The organism is Streptomonospora sediminis, from assembly GCF_054778995.1.
Genome location: NZ_BAAGYZ010000077.1, coordinates 41122 through 55217, shown reverse-complemented (window position 1 = coordinate 55217; position 14096 = coordinate 41122). Strand labels below are relative to the sequence as shown.

Genomic DNA, 14096 nt, shown 5'->3' with positions numbered 1-14096 from the left:
ACGATGAGCGCACCCGAGGACGACCGCCTGGTGGAGATGTTCGACGACGGGCTGGAGATCCTGCCCGACACCACCGGCGACGAACGCGGCCCCGGCTGGGGCGATTCCGACCGCGACGACGACACCGACCGGCTGCTGGAGGAACGCCCGCCGCACTGGTGAATCCGCCGATACCCGATCGGTGCCGGGCACGGCATAACCGAACACCGTTCTGGGAACGTGGGTTCCATGCGTTCCCTCTACCTCAACGGCGCCTGGGCACCCTCCGCCTCCGGCGCGGCCATCGACGTCATCAATCCGGCGACCGAGGAGGTCCTCGACACGGTTCCGGCGGGTGACCCCGCCGACGTCGACCGCGCCGTCGCCGCGGCCCGCGGCGCCTTGCCCGCGTGGTCGGCGCTGCACCACACCGAGCGGTGCGCGCACCTGGCCGCGGCCCTGGAACTGCTGCAGCAGCGGGCCGGCGACATCGCCGGCGCCATTGCCGCCGACATCGGCGCCCCGCTGAAGTTCGCGCAGAAGGTGCAGACTGGCTTTCCGCTGCTGATGTTCCAGACGTTCCTGCAGCTGATGGAGGCCCACGGCGAGCGGCTGTTCACCGGCGAAGAGGTGGGCGAGTCGCTCGTCGTGCGCGAACCCTGCGGCGTCGTGGGCGCCATCACGCCGTGGAACTACCCGCTGCACCAGATCGTGCTCAAGGCGGTGCCCGCCCTCGCTGCGGGCAACACGTTCGTGCTCAAACCCAGCGAGGTCGCACCGCAGGCCGCCTACGCACTCACCGCAGCCCTGCACGACTCCGGGCTGCCCGCCGGCGTGTTCAACCTCGTTTCGGGCACCGGCCCGGTGGTGGGTGCGGGCATCGCGGCCCACCCGGACGTCGACATGGTCTCGTTCACCGGTTCGGGGCGGGCCGGCAAGCAGGTCGGCGCGGCAGCCGCTGCCACCGTCAAGAAGGTCGCCCTGGAACTGGGCGGCAAGTCGGCCAGCGTCATACTGCGCGACGCCGACCTCGCCTCGGCCGTCAACAACGGGGTGGCCGACGTCATGCGCAACACCGGGCAGAGCTGCGACGCGCTCAGCCGGCTGCTCGTGCCGCGCGAGCACTACGGCGAAGCGGTGCGCACGGCCGCCGCGGCGGCCCTGAAGTACGCGCCGGGCGACCCCTTCGACGAGGGGGTGCGGATGGGGCCGGTGGTCTCCGCCGCCCAGCGCGAACGGGTGCGCGGCCACATCGGCGCCGGTATCGAGGAAGGCGCCCGCCTGGTCACCGGCGGTGCGGCGCCACCTGAGGACCGCGAGCGCGGCTACTTTGTGCGGCCCACCGTCTTCGCCGACGTGACAAGCGCCATGCGTATCGCCCAGGAGGAGATCTTCGGACCCGTCGTGGTGCTCATCGCCTACGACACCGAGGAGGAGGCCGTGCGCATCGCCAACGACACCGAATACGGGCTTTCGGGGGCGGTGTGGTCGGCCGACCGCGACCGCGCCCTGGCGGTGGCCCGGCGGCTGCGCACCGGCCAGGTCAAGATCAACGGCGCCGGAGTCGAGCCCCGGCTGCCCTTCGGCGGTTACAAGCAGTCGGGCGTGGGCCGCGAGTGGGGCCTGCACGGTATCGAGGAGTTCTGCGAGGTCAAAGGGATCCAGCGGTAGGCGCGGCCGGTGCGGTCCCGGTGCGGGCCGGTCGCGGCAATATGGCAGGATCGAAAGACCGCGCGGAGTGTGCGCTTGACACCTTCGTGCCCCCGTGTCCGGTCTCCATTACGAGGTGTGAGTTGAGCAAGCTGACGGAGTCGAAGGCCGGCCCGCTGGGCAAGGACATCAAAGCCATTGTCATGGCCAACGTCATCGCCGTGGCCTCGCTGGTCGTCTTCGGCGCCATGGGGTTGGCCATCGCCTCGGTCGCCACCGGCGAGTCGCTGTTCCAGGCGCTGTGACCCGCGCTGCGGCGCTGAGGCGCTGCAGCGCTTCCGGTATCCGTACGCCCGCAACCGGTGTCCGCCACCGGGGCGGGCGCTTCTCATGGGAAACTTGTGGACGTGCGTGTATACCTTGGCAGTGACCATGCCGGATTCGAACTGAAGGAGCACCTCGTCGCCTGGCTCAAGGAGCAGGGCCACGAGGTCGCCGACGCCGGGCCGGCCGGATACGACCCCGTTGACGACTACCCCCCGTTCGTACTGCGCGCCGCCGAGGGGGTGGCCCGCGATCCCGGATCCCTCGGTGTGGTCATCGGCGGTTCCGGAAACGGCGAGCAGATCGCGGCCAACAAGGTCGCCGGCGTGCGGGCGGCACTGGCCTGGAGCGAGGAGACCGCGCGCCTGGCCCGCCTGCACAACGACGCCAACGTGGTTGCGATCGGGGCCCGGATGCACACCGCCGAAGAGGCCGTGCACCTCGTGGACGTCTTCCTGGCCACGGCCTACAGCGGCGAGGACCGCCACACGCGGCGGATCGACATGCTCACCGCCTACGAGCGCTCAGCCGAACTGCCGCCGCTGCCCGGCAGCGGCTGACCAGCGGGCGGGCGCGCCGATGCGCCGGCGCGGCTCCGCCGAGCGCGCCGGCGCAGGCCGGGGCGGAAGTCGTTGGCCGACTAGAAGATGTTGCTGCAGTGCGGCTGATCGGATCGGTGCAGCGCAGCGTCGAGCCGCTGCACCGATCCGGGCGTGGTCTCGCTGATCAGCCCGGCCGCCAGGTAGCCGCCCAGCGCCGTGCCGCCGAGGTAGGCGGCGCCCAGGTGGGAGACGTCCAGGACCAGGTCGGGGGCATCGCCGGTGGACGTGCAGCGGGCCGCCGCGGTGTCGGCGCTGAGCCGCCAGCGGCCGGCGTTCCACGGGCAGTAGCGGTCGCTTACCTCCAGCACGAGGTCGACCGGTGCCGCAAAGCTGCGTTTCTCCATCGCAGAGGGCAGGTCGACCAGCCGCACCCACAGGTTGTCGATCAGCCGTCGGCGGGCGCGGTAGGGATCGGCCAGCAGGTGGAACAGCGGGTCGTCGGTCGGTGCCATGTCGTGGTGCACCGACGCCACCAGGTCGCGGGTGAGCAGGTGCTCCCACACCAGGGTGAACGCCGCGGGGGCGGTGGCGAAGACCTCCTTGACCTCCAGGCGGCCTTCGGCGGCGCCGTATTCGTCCCACTCCTGCTTGGTGCGGTACAGCGCATAGCCCAGCGGCCCCGCGTCGTCCTCGGCGACCACGCACTTGAGCGCGCTGAAGCCGCCGCGGTTCTCGGCCGGGTCGCGCAGCATCTTGTTCCACCAGCCGGAGCTGCGCTGGAACTCGCCGACGCGCTGCACCGCAGCGGCCTGGTGCACGACCGCGATCTCCTTGCGGGAGTCCTCGGCGCCGGAGACCAGGCGCAGGCGCAGCGCGGGATCGCGGGGCGCGTCGGCCCGCAGATCGGCCTCGCGGGTGCGCAGGGTGAACTCGGCCGCCTGCGCAGCAGGCCCGTAGCCGAAGCGGCTGTAAATGCCGCCCTCCGAAGCGAACAGCGCGGCGATGTCCTCTCCCCGCTCGCGGATGTCGGCGAGCTGGCGGCGCATGAGCGCGCTGAGCACGCCGCGGCGCCGGTGGGTCGGCCATACGCCGACACCCGAGACGCCGGCGACCGGGCGCGGCCCGCCGGGCAGGGCCATGGTGAACGAGTGGATGTTGGCGGTGCCGACCGGCTGGGCACCGTCGAACACCGCCAGGGTGCGGTCGAGTTCGATGACCTTGCGCAGCCGCTCAAGGCTGGAGGCCGGCATCAGCAGCGCTTCCTCCACCGTCCGCGCGATCGCTGGAAGCTCGGACTCCTCGGGTACCCGCGCGTGCCAATCAGCGCCGGGTCCCGGTTCCGCCGTGGCGGCGGCATCACGGGAGAAGGACATGCTCCCGTCCCTATCACCGCACCGGCACAGGGCGCGAACGGTTTTCCGGCGCGGATACGCCCGCGGAAACGCCCATACAGCCCGGTCCGCGGGCACCCTGCTCCGGGCCAGGGCACCGGCCAACGCCGGCCCGCACCGGCGCCACCGGTCGGGCCGCCGCGCCCGCTTGCGTCCGCGGATCAGGGGGCGAATCCACAGCCGCCCGGCTCGGGACTGACGCGCGGGCCTTTCTCCGGCCATACTGAACCATGGGGATTTGTATACAGGATTCGGCGCCTACGCTGGGGGGATATCGGTTGGTCCCATACCGCCGGCCGCGGCGCGGGGGCCGCCGGGGCGGAGTGCCGGTGATCGTCGTGCGCGCTACAGTGCGGGCACAATGAAGGCCAAGCCGATCGCCCGTCTCTTCCGCTATGCGCGTTCCCTCTGGCAGCGTGCGGCGGCGCTGCTCCGGCGCAAGGTGCTCTTCCGCTATCGGCTGGTGCTGATCACACTCGTACTGCTCGCAGTGGGCATCGGTGTGGGCGCCGTATGGGGCCCGCCCGGATGGTTCCCGCCCAGCGCCGTGATCGTCACGGTCGTGGCGGGTGGTCTGCTGCTCAAACGCAAGAGCCTGGCGTTCCTGCTGGCCGTCGACGCCGCCGTGCTGCTGTTCACCGCCTTCACCCTGGAATTCGCCCAGGTCGGGCCGGGACTGCTGGTCACCATCGGCGCCACCGCCGTGGTCGCCTACCTGCTGTCGGGCGTGCGCGAGCGCCTGGGCATGCAAGGGCTCAGCGGCGAGCGCATGCTGCTGGAACTGCGCGACCGCCTGCGCTCGCAGGGCGAACTCCCCGAACTTCCGCAAGGCTGGGGCGGCACTGCAGTGCTGCGCCAGGCGGGCGGCTCCTCCTTCGGCGGCGACTTCGTCGTGTCCATGCGCCAGGGCGACCACCTGGAGGTCGCGGTGGTCGACGTGTCCGGCAAGGGCGTCGACGCCGGCACTCGCGCGCTGCTGTTGTCGGGCGCGTTCAGCGGGCTGATCACCGCCGTGCCCAGCGGCGAGTTCCTGGCCCACTGCAACGACCACCTGATCCGCACGGCGCTGGGCGAGGGCTTCGTTACGGCGGTGCACCTGAGCCTGGACCTGAGCAGCGGCGACTACCTCCTGGCGTCGGCGGGCCACCCGCCGGCGGCGCAGTACGAATACGGCGCCGGAAAGTGGTACACCACCGACGCCAAGGGCATCGTGCTGGGCGTGATGCCCCGCATCCAGTACACGCCGGTCAAGGGGCGGCTGCGCCGCGGCGACGCCATCATGCTCTACACCGACGGCCTGATCGAAACCCCCGGCGAAGACCTCGACACCGGTGTCGACCGCCTCCTCGACGCGGCCGATACCGCCGCGCTGCAGGGGTTCGGCGCGGGCGCCGAGTCCATCGTCGACTCGCTCAGCAAGGGCAAGAACGACGACACCGCGCTCGTGGTCATCTGGCGCGACTGACCCGGCCCCGCTCGGCGTCAGCGGGGCCGCGCCTGTGGCGGTAGGGTCGTCATGTTCCCCGGGCAGCCGAGTGGCGCCTCGTTGCCTCCCTAGCTAGGTCCCTGGCCAGAGGCCCCCGCGCCCCATGCGGAATTCTCGCGATCGACGAGGGGGTGCTCAGCATGGCCGAAGACGAGCCCGGCGAAGAGCTGACCGAGCTGGTCGAAACCAACGACCTCACCGGTATCCGGCTCTGGTTGGCCGAACACCAGCCCTTCGAGATCGCCGACGAGCTCGAACGCATGGCCAGCCACGTCGCCCTGGTTCCCTTCCGGCTGCTGGACAAGGACCGCGAGCTGGAGGTCTTCGAGGAACTCGACCCGGTGCACCAACAGGAGATCCTGCTGGGCCTGCGCGACGCGGCCTTCCACGAGCTGCTGGAGTCGATGGACCCCGACGACCGGGTGCGGCTCATCGGCGAGGCCCCGGCCAAGGTCGCCACCCGCGCACTGGCCGGGCTCAGCCCCGCCCAGCGCAAGATGACCGCGGCGCTGCTGGGCTACCCCGAAGGCTCGGTCGGGCGGTTCATGACCCCCGAGACCGTCATCCTGCACCGCGACCTCACTGTCGGCCGCGCGTTGGAGGTGGTGCGGGCCAAGGGCGCCGACGCCGAAACCGTCTACACGCTGCCGGTTGTCGACGACGGGCGGCGGCTGGCCGGCACGGTGCAGCTCAGCGACCTGGTCATCAACGACGACGAAAGCCTGGTCAAGGACATCGTCGACGTGCTTGTGCCGCGGGTGTCCGCCACCGAGCCCGCCGAGGAGGCGGCGCGGCTGATGCAGCAGGCCAATCTGGTCGCGCTGCCGGCGGTGGACTCCGAGGAGCGGTTCGTGGGTCTGCTGACCTTCGACGATGCGCTGGAACTGATCGAAGCCGCCGACTCCGAGGACATCGCCCGCCAGTCCGGTGCGAGCCCGGTGGCCGGCCACTATGTCGCCGCGGGTGTGGTGCGCCTGGCGCGGGCACGTTCGGTATGGCTGCTGCTGCTCATCGTGGCGGCCACGCTGACCGTCAACGTGATGCAGGGTTTCCAGGCCACCCTGGAGCAGGTGACCGCGCTCGCGCTGTTCGTGCCCATGCTCACCGGTACCGGCGGCAACGTCGGCTCCCAGTCGGCCACCGCGATCGTGCGTGCCCTGGCGGTCGGCGAGGTCCGGCTGCGCGACCTGCCCAAGGTGGCCTGGAAGGAGTCGCGGGTCGGCCTGCTGCTGGGGCTGATGCTGGCGTGTATCGCCATGCTCATCGGCACGGCGCTGGTGGGCGTGCAGGTCGCCTCGGTGGTCGCGGCATCGGTGATCGCCATCTGCACCTGGGCCGCGGTGATCGGCAGCACCATGCCGCTGCTGGCGCGGCGGGTGGGGGTCGATCCGGCGGTGGTCTCGGCTCCGCTGGTGTCGACCCTTGTCGACGCGACCGGGCTGTTGATCTATTTCACCATCGCGCGGCTGGTCCTGGGCGTGTGAGGCACTGCGCTGCTGCATCGGGCACGTGCGGCCGGGCCCAAGCGCGCCGGCGGCCGTCGCAGCCTGCAGGGCCGCGCCTACGGAAGGTATAACCCCGCGCCGAGCGGGTATCGCCGTCGATGACAGCGGAACCGCCGCAACTCGTCCCGAACAGGGGGTGGACGACATGTCGGGGGGCAGTGCCTTCGACAAGATCAAGCAGGCGGCCAGTCAGAACAGCGAGAAAGTCAGCCAGAGCGTTGACAGGCTCAAGAACATGGCCAAGGAGAAGACCGGCGGCAAGTACGACGAGAAGATCGACAAAGCCGGCGACTCCGCCACCGACTACCTGACCGGCCAGGGCGGCGAAAACCAGGACCAGGGCGGTCAGCGCGGCCAGAGCGACCAAGGCGGCGAGAGCGGCCGGTCCGGGGGATCCCGGCAGCAGTAGTTCCGGCCCGGCCGCAGTAAGGCGGCTCGGCAACGGCGGTCGCGGACCGGTGGCACGGTCGGCGACCGCCGCGTTGCGTTCGCCCGGCCGGCGCCGTAGCGGCGCGGTTCAGCCGGGCTGCGAGTCGGCGCGTGCGCTCCAGCGGCCGCCGCGGCGCTCGATGGCAATGGGGTGGTCGAAGCAGGTGGTGACCAGCTTGGTCGTCAGGACCGAATCGGCCTCGCCCGCCGCCACGACCTGTCCGGAGCGCAGCAGCAGCGCGTCGGTGGTCGAGGCCGGCAGCTCCTCCAGATGGTGGGTCACCAGCATGGTGGCCAGTTCCGGATGCGCGCGGCGCAGGTCGTCGATGGCGGCGAGCAGCTGCTCGCGGGCCGCGACATCGAGCCCGCTGGTGGGTTCGTCGAGCAGCAGCAGCGGGGGAGTGGGCATCAGCGCGCGGGCGATCAGGAAGCGGCCCCGCTCGCCCTGGGACAGCGTGGGCCATTCGGCGTCGCGCAACGCGCCGACCCCCATCATGTCGATGAGCCGGTCGGCGCGGGCCTCCTCGGCGGCCGAGGGCCGCCAGCGCGGCGGAAGCTCGATGGTGCCGGTGGCGCCGGTGAGCACGATCGCGCGCCCGGGCAGCGCCGAACGCAGGTCGTGGCGCGGATTGACGTGCCCGATGTGCCGACGCAGCTCGCGCAGGTCGGTGCGGCCGATCGTGCGGCCCAGCACCTCGACCGTGCCGCTCGTGGGGTGCTGCTCGGCGCTGAGCAGGCTGAGCAGCGTGCTTTTGCCCGCACCGTTGGGGCCGAGCAGGGCCCAGTGCCGACCGGGGCGCACATCGATGCTGACCTGGTCGAGGAGTCGCTTGCCGGAGCGGACGACGGAGACGCCGTCGGCGTGTACTACGGGGGTGGTCTGCGAGGTCACCGGTCCAGGGTAGCTGCGCGCGGTACGGCGCCCGCGGGGGTGGCCCCCGGAGATGCCCGTCCTAATTGCCGGTTTGCTGGCTGAATATCCTGGTCTGGTGGCGTGGCCGTGCCTCGGAAGACCGAAGGGCGGCCGGCCCCGCCCGGCCCCGCCCGGCTCCGCCCGTGCGCCGACCGTGCGCCGACCGTTGTCCGCCCTGTCTGCGCTGTCTGCCCCGAGGAGGCGCGAAACCGGTGACACCCACAGGCCGCCCCTGCCAACTGGTGGTGTGCCGCGGCTGCTGCTGCGGTACCGCCAAAAAGCGGCCGGGTGTCGACCATGACGACCAGTTGGCGCGGCTGCGCCAACTGCGCGACGGCGAAGGGCGCGAGGTCCCCGTCCGCACCAGCACCTGCCTGGGGCCCTGTTTTCAAGCCAATGTCGTCGTGGTCCAGCCGTCGGCCGCAGGCCGCCATGCCGGCGGCCGGCCGGTCTGGCTCGGCGACTTTACCGAGGAGCGGCTGATCGGCGACCTCGACGGGTGGCTCCGCGCCGGCGGCCCCGGTGCGCGCCGCTGCCCGGACCGCTCGCCGACCTGGTCACGTCCAAGGACGCCAAGAAGCCGAAGAAGGGCAAGAAGGGCAAAAAGCTCAAGAAGTCCGAGCGGAAGAAGAAGGGCGCGGGCGGCGGACCGGCGGAGAGTGCGGACCCCGATCGGCAAGAGCACGGGCAGGACCAAGAGCAGCGGGACGGCGCGCGAGTCGAGGAGAGTCCCGGGGAGCTCGGTGCGCAGGCACACAATGGCGCGAAGCACCATAAGAAGGACAAGAAGAACAAGAAGGATAAAAAACGCAAGAAGGACAAGAAGGGGCGGGGGTAAGGCCGCGGGCGAGAAACCGGCGCGACACGGGAACGGACGCGCGGCGCCGGCCGCGCACTCGGCGCGGCCTCGGCCACACGTCCGTTCCTGCTCGCTGCTTCGGTACCCGGTCCGTTCCGGATCCGGCGGGCACGCACCGGGCCGCCCCCTCGGCGGGCGGCCCGGCGGCCCGCAACCGGCCGCTACCGGGTCCGCGGCACCGAGTCCTACTCGCCGACCGCTGCCGGGGCCTGCGCCGCCTGGGCTTCTGCCGCTTCCTCGTCCGAGCTCTTGCCCACCGAGGTCGCCAGCGGCTTCTCGCGGATGAAGAACGCCAGCACGAAACCGACCAGCACGATCGGCACGCCATAGACGAAGATCGGCGGAAGCGCGTCGGCAAAGGCCTGTACGATGAACTGCTGGACCTGCGGGGGAAGCTGCTGCAGCATCTCCGGGGTGAGCGAGCTGATGCCCGCCTCACCGCCTTCGAACTGCAGTTGGCCGGCGCCGCCGCCCGGCATCTGCGCCACCTCGTCGTTCAGTCGGCTCACGAACAGCGAACCGAACACCGCGATGCCGAACGAGGCGCCGATCTGGCGGAAGTAGTTGGTCGCCGAGGTGGCCGTGCCCAGGTGGCGGCGCGGCGCCGAGTTCTGCACGATCAGCACCAGGTTCTGCATCACCATGCCCACGCCCAGGCCCAGGACCAGCATTGCCGTCGCGTTGTACAGATAGGAGCTGTCGGCGCCCATCTGGGAAAGCAGTACCAACCCGGCCATGATGGTCGCGGTGCCCGCGATCGGCCAGATCTTGTAGCGGCCGGTGCGGCTGATGAGGCGGCCGGTGGTGATGGTGGCGGTGAGCATGCCGGCGACCATCGGAATCATGCGCAGGCCCGACTCGGTGGCACTGGCGCCGTTTACCATCTGCAGGAACGTCGGCAGGTAGGACACCGTGGAGAACATCGCGATGCCCACCGTGATGCCCACCAGCGAGGTCAGCACGAACTCGCGGTCGCGGAAGAGCTGCAGCGGGATGATCGGCTCGCTGGCGCGGCGTTCGGCCAGGACGAACAGTGCCGCCGCGACGACCGTGCCGATGCCCAGGCCGATGATGACCGGGCTGGTCCAGTCGTATTCGGTGCCGCCCCAGCTCGTGAGCAGCACCATGCACACGCTCGCGGCGGCGAGCAGCAGGGTGCCCAGGTAGTCCAACTTGGGACGGGGGCCCGAGGGTTTGGGAAGCTGCAGCACCAGCGTGCTGATGAGCAGGGCGACGGCGCCCAGCGGCAGGTTGATGTAGAAGATCCACCGCCAGGTCAGGTGGTCGGTGAACACCCCGCCCAGCAGCGGGCCGGCGACCGAGGCCAGGCCGAACACACCGCCGATCAGGCCCATGTAGCGGCCGCGCTCACGCGCCGGGACGACGTCGGCGATGATGGCCTGCGCGCTGATCATCAGCCCGCCGCCGCCGATGCCCTGCAGGGCGCGGAAGAGGATCAACTGGGTCATGTCCTGGGCAATGCCGCAGAGCACCGACCCGAGCAGGAAGGTGAGGATGGCGAACTGGAAAACGATCTTGCGGCCGAAGATGTCGCCGGCCTTGCCGTAGATGGGCATGCCGACCGTGGCGGCGAGCATGTAGGCGGTGACCACCCACGAGAGCTGTTCCAGGCCGTTGAGCTCGCCCACGATGGTCGGCAGCGCGGTGGAGACAATGGTCTGGTCGAGAGCGCCCAGCAGCATTGTCACCATGACCGCGGCGAAGACCCACAGCACTTTGCGCCGGGGCAGTGCGCCCGTGTCCGAGGTCTGCGGTGCCTGTTCCGGATCGGGCGGTAAAGGCGATTGGGCCTGGGTCGATGTCATCTTTCGGATACTCGCTTCCCCTGGAATTCGGGCGCGGGCGGGTACGCGCCCCTGACTATCGGGAGCCGGCTGGGCCGGTTGAGCTGGGTCGGGCCGGTTGGCCCGGTTCGGGGTGGCTATGCCGGTTCTGGGCCGGATCGGGCTAACGGGGCTAATGGAGCGAACGGAGCTATTCGGCCGCGCGGAATGTGAGCCGGAGTTCGGCGAACGCCTGGTTGACGAGCGAGCGGAGCTCGGCGATCTCCTCGTCGGCGCTCGCGGAGTCGGGCTCGGCACCGGGTGCTGTATCCGCGGGGGCGTGCTGCCCCGAACCGGTGGCACAGTGGGCGCGGTGGTGCATGCGCCGCATCGCGAACCGCATCGATGTGGAGCCGAGGCCGCCGACGACCTGCGGACGGATGTCGTCGGGGGAGTCGCCCAGACGTTCGGCGACGCTCCCCGCGATGAACCACTCCATTTCGGCGAACGACGCCATGACCCGCGGGACCAGATGCGGCTCGCGCTGGGTGAGCCGCTTGCGCTCGCGCAGATCGGCGAGTTGCGCCCGGAGTTCCTCGGCCTCGGCGCTGTCGAAGGACGAAAGGAGGAAGACCCGCAGGTCCTCCAACAGATCCCCCGTGGGCCCGTTGCCGACGAAGACCGCGCGGGCCTCGTCGTCCGGGCGCGGCGGACCGTCGCCGACGATCGCCTCCTCCTTGGAGGAGAAGTAGTTGAAGAACGTCCGCTTGGAGACATTGGCCGCAGCGGCGATGTCATCGACGGTCACCTGCTCGGAGCCGAACTCGGCCGCCAGCCGGATGGCTTCGTGCAGGAGCGTGCGCCGAGTGGCCAGCTTCTTGCGTTCGCGTAGGCCCATCGGCTCGTCGCTTTGCGTCCCTCGTATCCCCACAGCTCAATAATTGCACTTGATGCAAAGATGCGCAAAGTGAATTAATGCGTGACGTGTATCTCGTCCGGCTTGCCGGTGGACCCGCGCGCCGCGGCCTGCGCGCCCGTCCGCCGGCGCGCAGCGGGGTGCGGCCTACGGCGGCACGGCGGTTCGGAGGCACGGCAGCACGGCGTAACAGCGCGGCGGCGCGGTCGGCGCCGCCGCGCGGTGGTATGCGGGTGCCGCTACACCCGCGAGGCGTCGGCGTTCTGGGTGGAGTTCTCCTGGGCGGCGAACTGCGTGCGGTACAGCGCGGTGTAGAGCCCGCCCTCGTGCAGCAGTTCGTCGTGGGTGCCGCGCTCCAGGATGCGGCCGTCCTCCAGTACCAGGATCTGGTCGGCTTCGCGCACGGTCGCCAGGCGGTGTGCGATGACCAGCGAGGTGCGTCCGGCGAGCGCCGTGCGCAGCGCCTCCTGCACCGCCGCCTCCGACTCGGAGTCGAGATGGGCTGTGGCCTCGTCCAGAACCACGACCGAGGGAGCCTTCAGCAGCAGGCGCGCGATGGCCAGCCGCTGCTTCTCGCCGCCGGAGAGGCGGTAGCCGCGGTCGCCGACCATCGTGTCGAGCCCGTCGGGCAGGCTTGCCAGCAGCGGCTCCAGTTGCGCAGCGCGCATCGCCTCGACCAGTTCGTCATCGGTGGCGTCGGGGCGGGCGTAGCGCAGGTTGGCCCCGACCGTCTCGTGGAAGAGCTGCGGGTCCTGGGTCACCACGCCCACCGTGTCGCGCAGCGACCGGGTCTTGGCGTCGCGCAGGTCCAGGCCGCCGATGCGCACTGCGCCGTCCAGCGGGTCGTACAGCCGCGAGACGAGGTGGGTCAGTGTCGTCTTGCCCGCGCCCGAGGGGCCCACCAGTGCGACCAGTTGCCCCGGCTCGGCGGTGAAGGACACGTCGCTGAGGACCTGGGTGTCCGAAACGCTCTCGGCCTGCGGGGTGAGCTCCAGCGACGACAGCGAGGACTCATCGGCGGTGGGGTAGCGGAACGAGACCCCGTCGAACTCCACCGAGAGCCCGCCGTCGGGGATATCGCGGGCGTCGGCGTGCTCGTCGATCATCGGCTTGAGGTCCAGCACCTCGAACACGCGGTCGAAGCTGACCAGAGCCGTCATGATCTCCACGTGCACGTTGGATAGCGCCGTGATGGGGGCGTAGAGCCGGGCGAGCAGGGTGGTCAGGGCGACCAGCGTGCCGAGTTCGAATGCGCCGCCGATCACCAGGTTGCCGCCCACGCCGTAGACCACCGCGGTGGCCAGCGAGGTGATCAGCCCGATCAGGGTGAACAGCAGGCCGCCGTAGACCGCCTGGGAGACACCGATGTCGCGCACCCGGGCGGCGCGCCGCGAAAACGAGTCGGCCTCCTCCTCAGGGCGGCCGTAGAGCTTGACCAGCATCGCGCCGCCGACGTTGAACCGCTCGGTCATCAGCGAGCTCATCCCGGCGTTGAGGTCCATGCCGTCGCGGGAGATGTCGGCGACCTTGCGGCCGATGAGTTTCGCCGGCAGCACGAACAGCGGCACCAGCAGCAGCGCGATCAGGGTGATCTGCCAGGACAGCAGCGCCATGGTCGTGATCACCGCGATGGCGCTGATGAGGTTGGAGACGACCGATTGCAGTACCGAGGTGATCGCGCGCTGGGCCCCGACGACGTCGGTGTTGAGCCGGCTGATCAGCGATCCGGTCTGGGTGCGGGTGAAGAACGCCAGCGGCATGCGCTGCACGTGGCGGAAGACCTGGGTGCGCAGCAGGTAGATCACGCCCTCGCCGATACGCGAGGACAGCCACCGGCTGGTCAGGCCCAGTGCCGCCTCGAACACGGCCAGCAGCGCGACCCCGACCGCCAGCAGGGTCACCAGTGAGGTGTCCTGCTGGGAGACGCCGCGGTCGATGATGGTCTTGAGCAGCAGCGGGTTGGCGACGACGATGCCGGAACTGATCGAGGTCGTCAGCAGGAAGAACAGGATGGAGCGCCAGTGCGGGCGCGCATAGCCGACGATGCGCCCTACCGTGCCCGGCGGCAGGCTGGTGCGCTTGGCGCTGCCGTCGTTGACCAGCGACCGGTAAATGGGTGGCCCACCGCCCGTCATCATTGCGCTTTCCCCGTTCCATTCCGCGTCAGCAGGACTCTGCCGCCGTCACGCAGTCGAATGTGCGTTCGGCTGCCTCAACACCGCCAATACACAACTCCTTCCCCGCAGGCGCAGGTGCGCATGGGCCCGCACGGATGCGCCCGGGTCGCTCAGGACGGTACCGGTCGGCCGGTACGCCGC

The 14096-nt window shown here is 70.5% G+C and carries 13 protein-coding genes; 8 read left to right on the top strand and 5 right to left on the bottom strand.

What is annotated here, in order from left to right:
* Positions 1–3: 3 nt before the first annotated feature.
* The 4 genes from ACYVD5_RS15795 to ACYVD5_RS15780 all read left to right on the top strand — a co-directional run bounded on the left by ACYVD5_RS15795 (position 4) and on the right by ACYVD5_RS15780 (position 2513).
* Positions 4–162, top strand: coding sequence for a hypothetical protein (locus tag ACYVD5_RS15795; protein WP_461001800.1), 159 nt, complete (start codon positions 4–6; stop codon positions 160–162).
* A 66-nt stretch (positions 163–228) separates the two neighbouring features.
* Positions 229–1650, top strand: a complete 1422-nt coding sequence (locus tag ACYVD5_RS15790; protein ID WP_461001799.1) for an aldehyde dehydrogenase family protein — start codon at positions 229–231, stop codon at positions 1648–1650.
* A 122-nt stretch (positions 1651–1772) separates the two neighbouring features.
* Positions 1773–1934 carry a hypothetical protein gene (locus ACYVD5_RS15785; protein WP_461001798.1) on the top strand — a complete coding sequence of 54 codons (162 nt, stop codon included), beginning with the start codon at positions 1773–1775 and terminating at the stop codon, positions 1932–1934.
* 102 nt (positions 1935–2036) lie between these two features.
* Entirely contained in the window at positions 2037–2513 is a 477-nt protein-coding gene (locus tag ACYVD5_RS15780) for a ribose-5-phosphate isomerase (RefSeq protein ID WP_461001797.1), read from the top strand.
* An 80-nt stretch (positions 2514–2593) separates the two neighbouring features.
* Here ACYVD5_RS15780 and ACYVD5_RS15775 read toward each other — a convergent pair whose 3' ends face one another.
* A complete protein-coding gene (locus ACYVD5_RS15775; protein ID WP_461001796.1) occupies positions 2594–3868 on the bottom strand; it encodes a GNAT family N-acetyltransferase in 1275 nt (424 codons plus the stop codon).
* A gap of 379 nt (positions 3869–4247) precedes the next feature.
* Here ACYVD5_RS15775 and ACYVD5_RS15770 point away from each other — a divergent pair, with 379 nt between their 5' ends.
* From ACYVD5_RS15770 to ACYVD5_RS15760, 3 genes are all read left to right on the top strand, one after another.
* Complete coding sequence (locus ACYVD5_RS15770) at positions 4248–5351, top strand: PP2C family protein-serine/threonine phosphatase (RefSeq protein WP_461001795.1); 1104 nt, start codon at positions 4248–4250, stop codon at positions 5349–5351.
* A 161-nt stretch (positions 5352–5512) separates the two neighbouring features.
* Positions 5513–6856, top strand: a complete 1344-nt coding sequence (mgtE, locus tag ACYVD5_RS15765) for a magnesium transporter (RefSeq protein WP_461001794.1) — start codon at positions 5513–5515, stop codon at positions 6854–6856.
* 166 nt (positions 6857–7022) lie between these two features.
* Positions 7023–7286 (top strand): antitoxin, encoded by a 264-nt coding sequence (locus ACYVD5_RS15760; protein WP_461001793.1) that lies wholly within the window; start codon positions 7023–7025, stop codon positions 7284–7286.
* 108 nt (positions 7287–7394) lie between these two features.
* On the opposite strand, the gene ACYVD5_RS15755 is transcribed toward ACYVD5_RS15760, so the two are convergent.
* A complete protein-coding gene (locus tag ACYVD5_RS15755) occupies positions 7395–8198 on the bottom strand; it encodes an ABC transporter ATP-binding protein (protein WP_461001792.1) in 804 nt (267 codons plus the stop codon).
* A gap of 520 nt (positions 8199–8718) precedes the next feature.
* Between ACYVD5_RS15755 and ACYVD5_RS15750 the strand changes: the two genes are divergently transcribed.
* Entirely contained in the window at positions 8719–9057 is a 339-nt protein-coding gene (locus ACYVD5_RS15750; protein WP_461001791.1) for a hypothetical protein, read from the top strand.
* A 206-nt stretch (positions 9058–9263) separates the two neighbouring features.
* Here the strand turns inward: ACYVD5_RS15750 and ACYVD5_RS15745 are convergent, their stop codons facing one another.
* The 3 genes from ACYVD5_RS15745 to ACYVD5_RS15735 all read right to left on the bottom strand — a co-directional run bounded on the left by ACYVD5_RS15745 (position 9264) and on the right by ACYVD5_RS15735 (position 13913).
* Positions 9264–10904, bottom strand: a complete 1641-nt coding sequence (locus ACYVD5_RS15745; protein ID WP_461001790.1) for an MDR family MFS transporter — start codon at positions 10902–10904, stop codon at positions 9264–9266.
* A 169-nt stretch (positions 10905–11073) separates the two neighbouring features.
* The gene (locus ACYVD5_RS15740; protein WP_461001789.1) at positions 11074–11793 is read right to left on the bottom strand and encodes a TetR/AcrR family transcriptional regulator; all 720 of its coding nucleotides are present in this window, start codon (positions 11791–11793) and stop codon (positions 11074–11076) included.
* Between the two features lie 224 nt (positions 11794–12017).
* Complete coding sequence (locus ACYVD5_RS15735) at positions 12018–13913, bottom strand: ABC transporter ATP-binding protein (protein WP_461001838.1); 1896 nt, start codon at positions 13911–13913, stop codon at positions 12018–12020.
* Positions 13914–14096 lie beyond the last annotated feature (183 nt).

What these genes read in the sequence shown, in the direction of transcription:
- ACYVD5_RS15795 (WP_461001800.1), top strand. Translation starts at nt 4, where the DNA reads ATGAGCGCACCCGAGGACGACCGCCTGGTGGAGATGTTCGACGACGGG.
- ACYVD5_RS15790 (WP_461001799.1), top strand. Translation starts at nt 229, where the DNA reads ATGCGTTCCCTCTACCTCAACGGCGCCTGGGCACCCTCCGCCTCCGGC.
- ACYVD5_RS15775 (WP_461001796.1), bottom strand. Translation starts at nt 3,868, where the DNA reads ATGTCCTTCTCCCGTGATGCCGCCGCCACGGCGGAACCGGGACCCGGC.
- ACYVD5_RS15770 (WP_461001795.1), top strand. Translation starts at nt 4,248, where the DNA reads ATGAAGGCCAAGCCGATCGCCCGTCTCTTCCGCTATGCGCGTTCCCTC.
- mgtE (WP_461001794.1), top strand. Translation starts at nt 5,513, where the DNA reads ATGGCCGAAGACGAGCCCGGCGAAGAGCTGACCGAGCTGGTCGAAACC.
- ACYVD5_RS15760 (WP_461001793.1), top strand. Translation starts at nt 7,023, where the DNA reads ATGTCGGGGGGCAGTGCCTTCGACAAGATCAAGCAGGCGGCCAGTCAG.
- ACYVD5_RS15745 (WP_461001790.1), bottom strand. Translation starts at nt 10,904, where the DNA reads ATGACATCGACCCAGGCCCAATCGCCTTTACCGCCCGATCCGGAACAG.
- ACYVD5_RS15735 (WP_461001838.1), bottom strand. Translation starts at nt 13,913, where the DNA reads ATGACGGGCGGTGGGCCACCCATTTACCGGTCGCTGGTCAACGACGGC.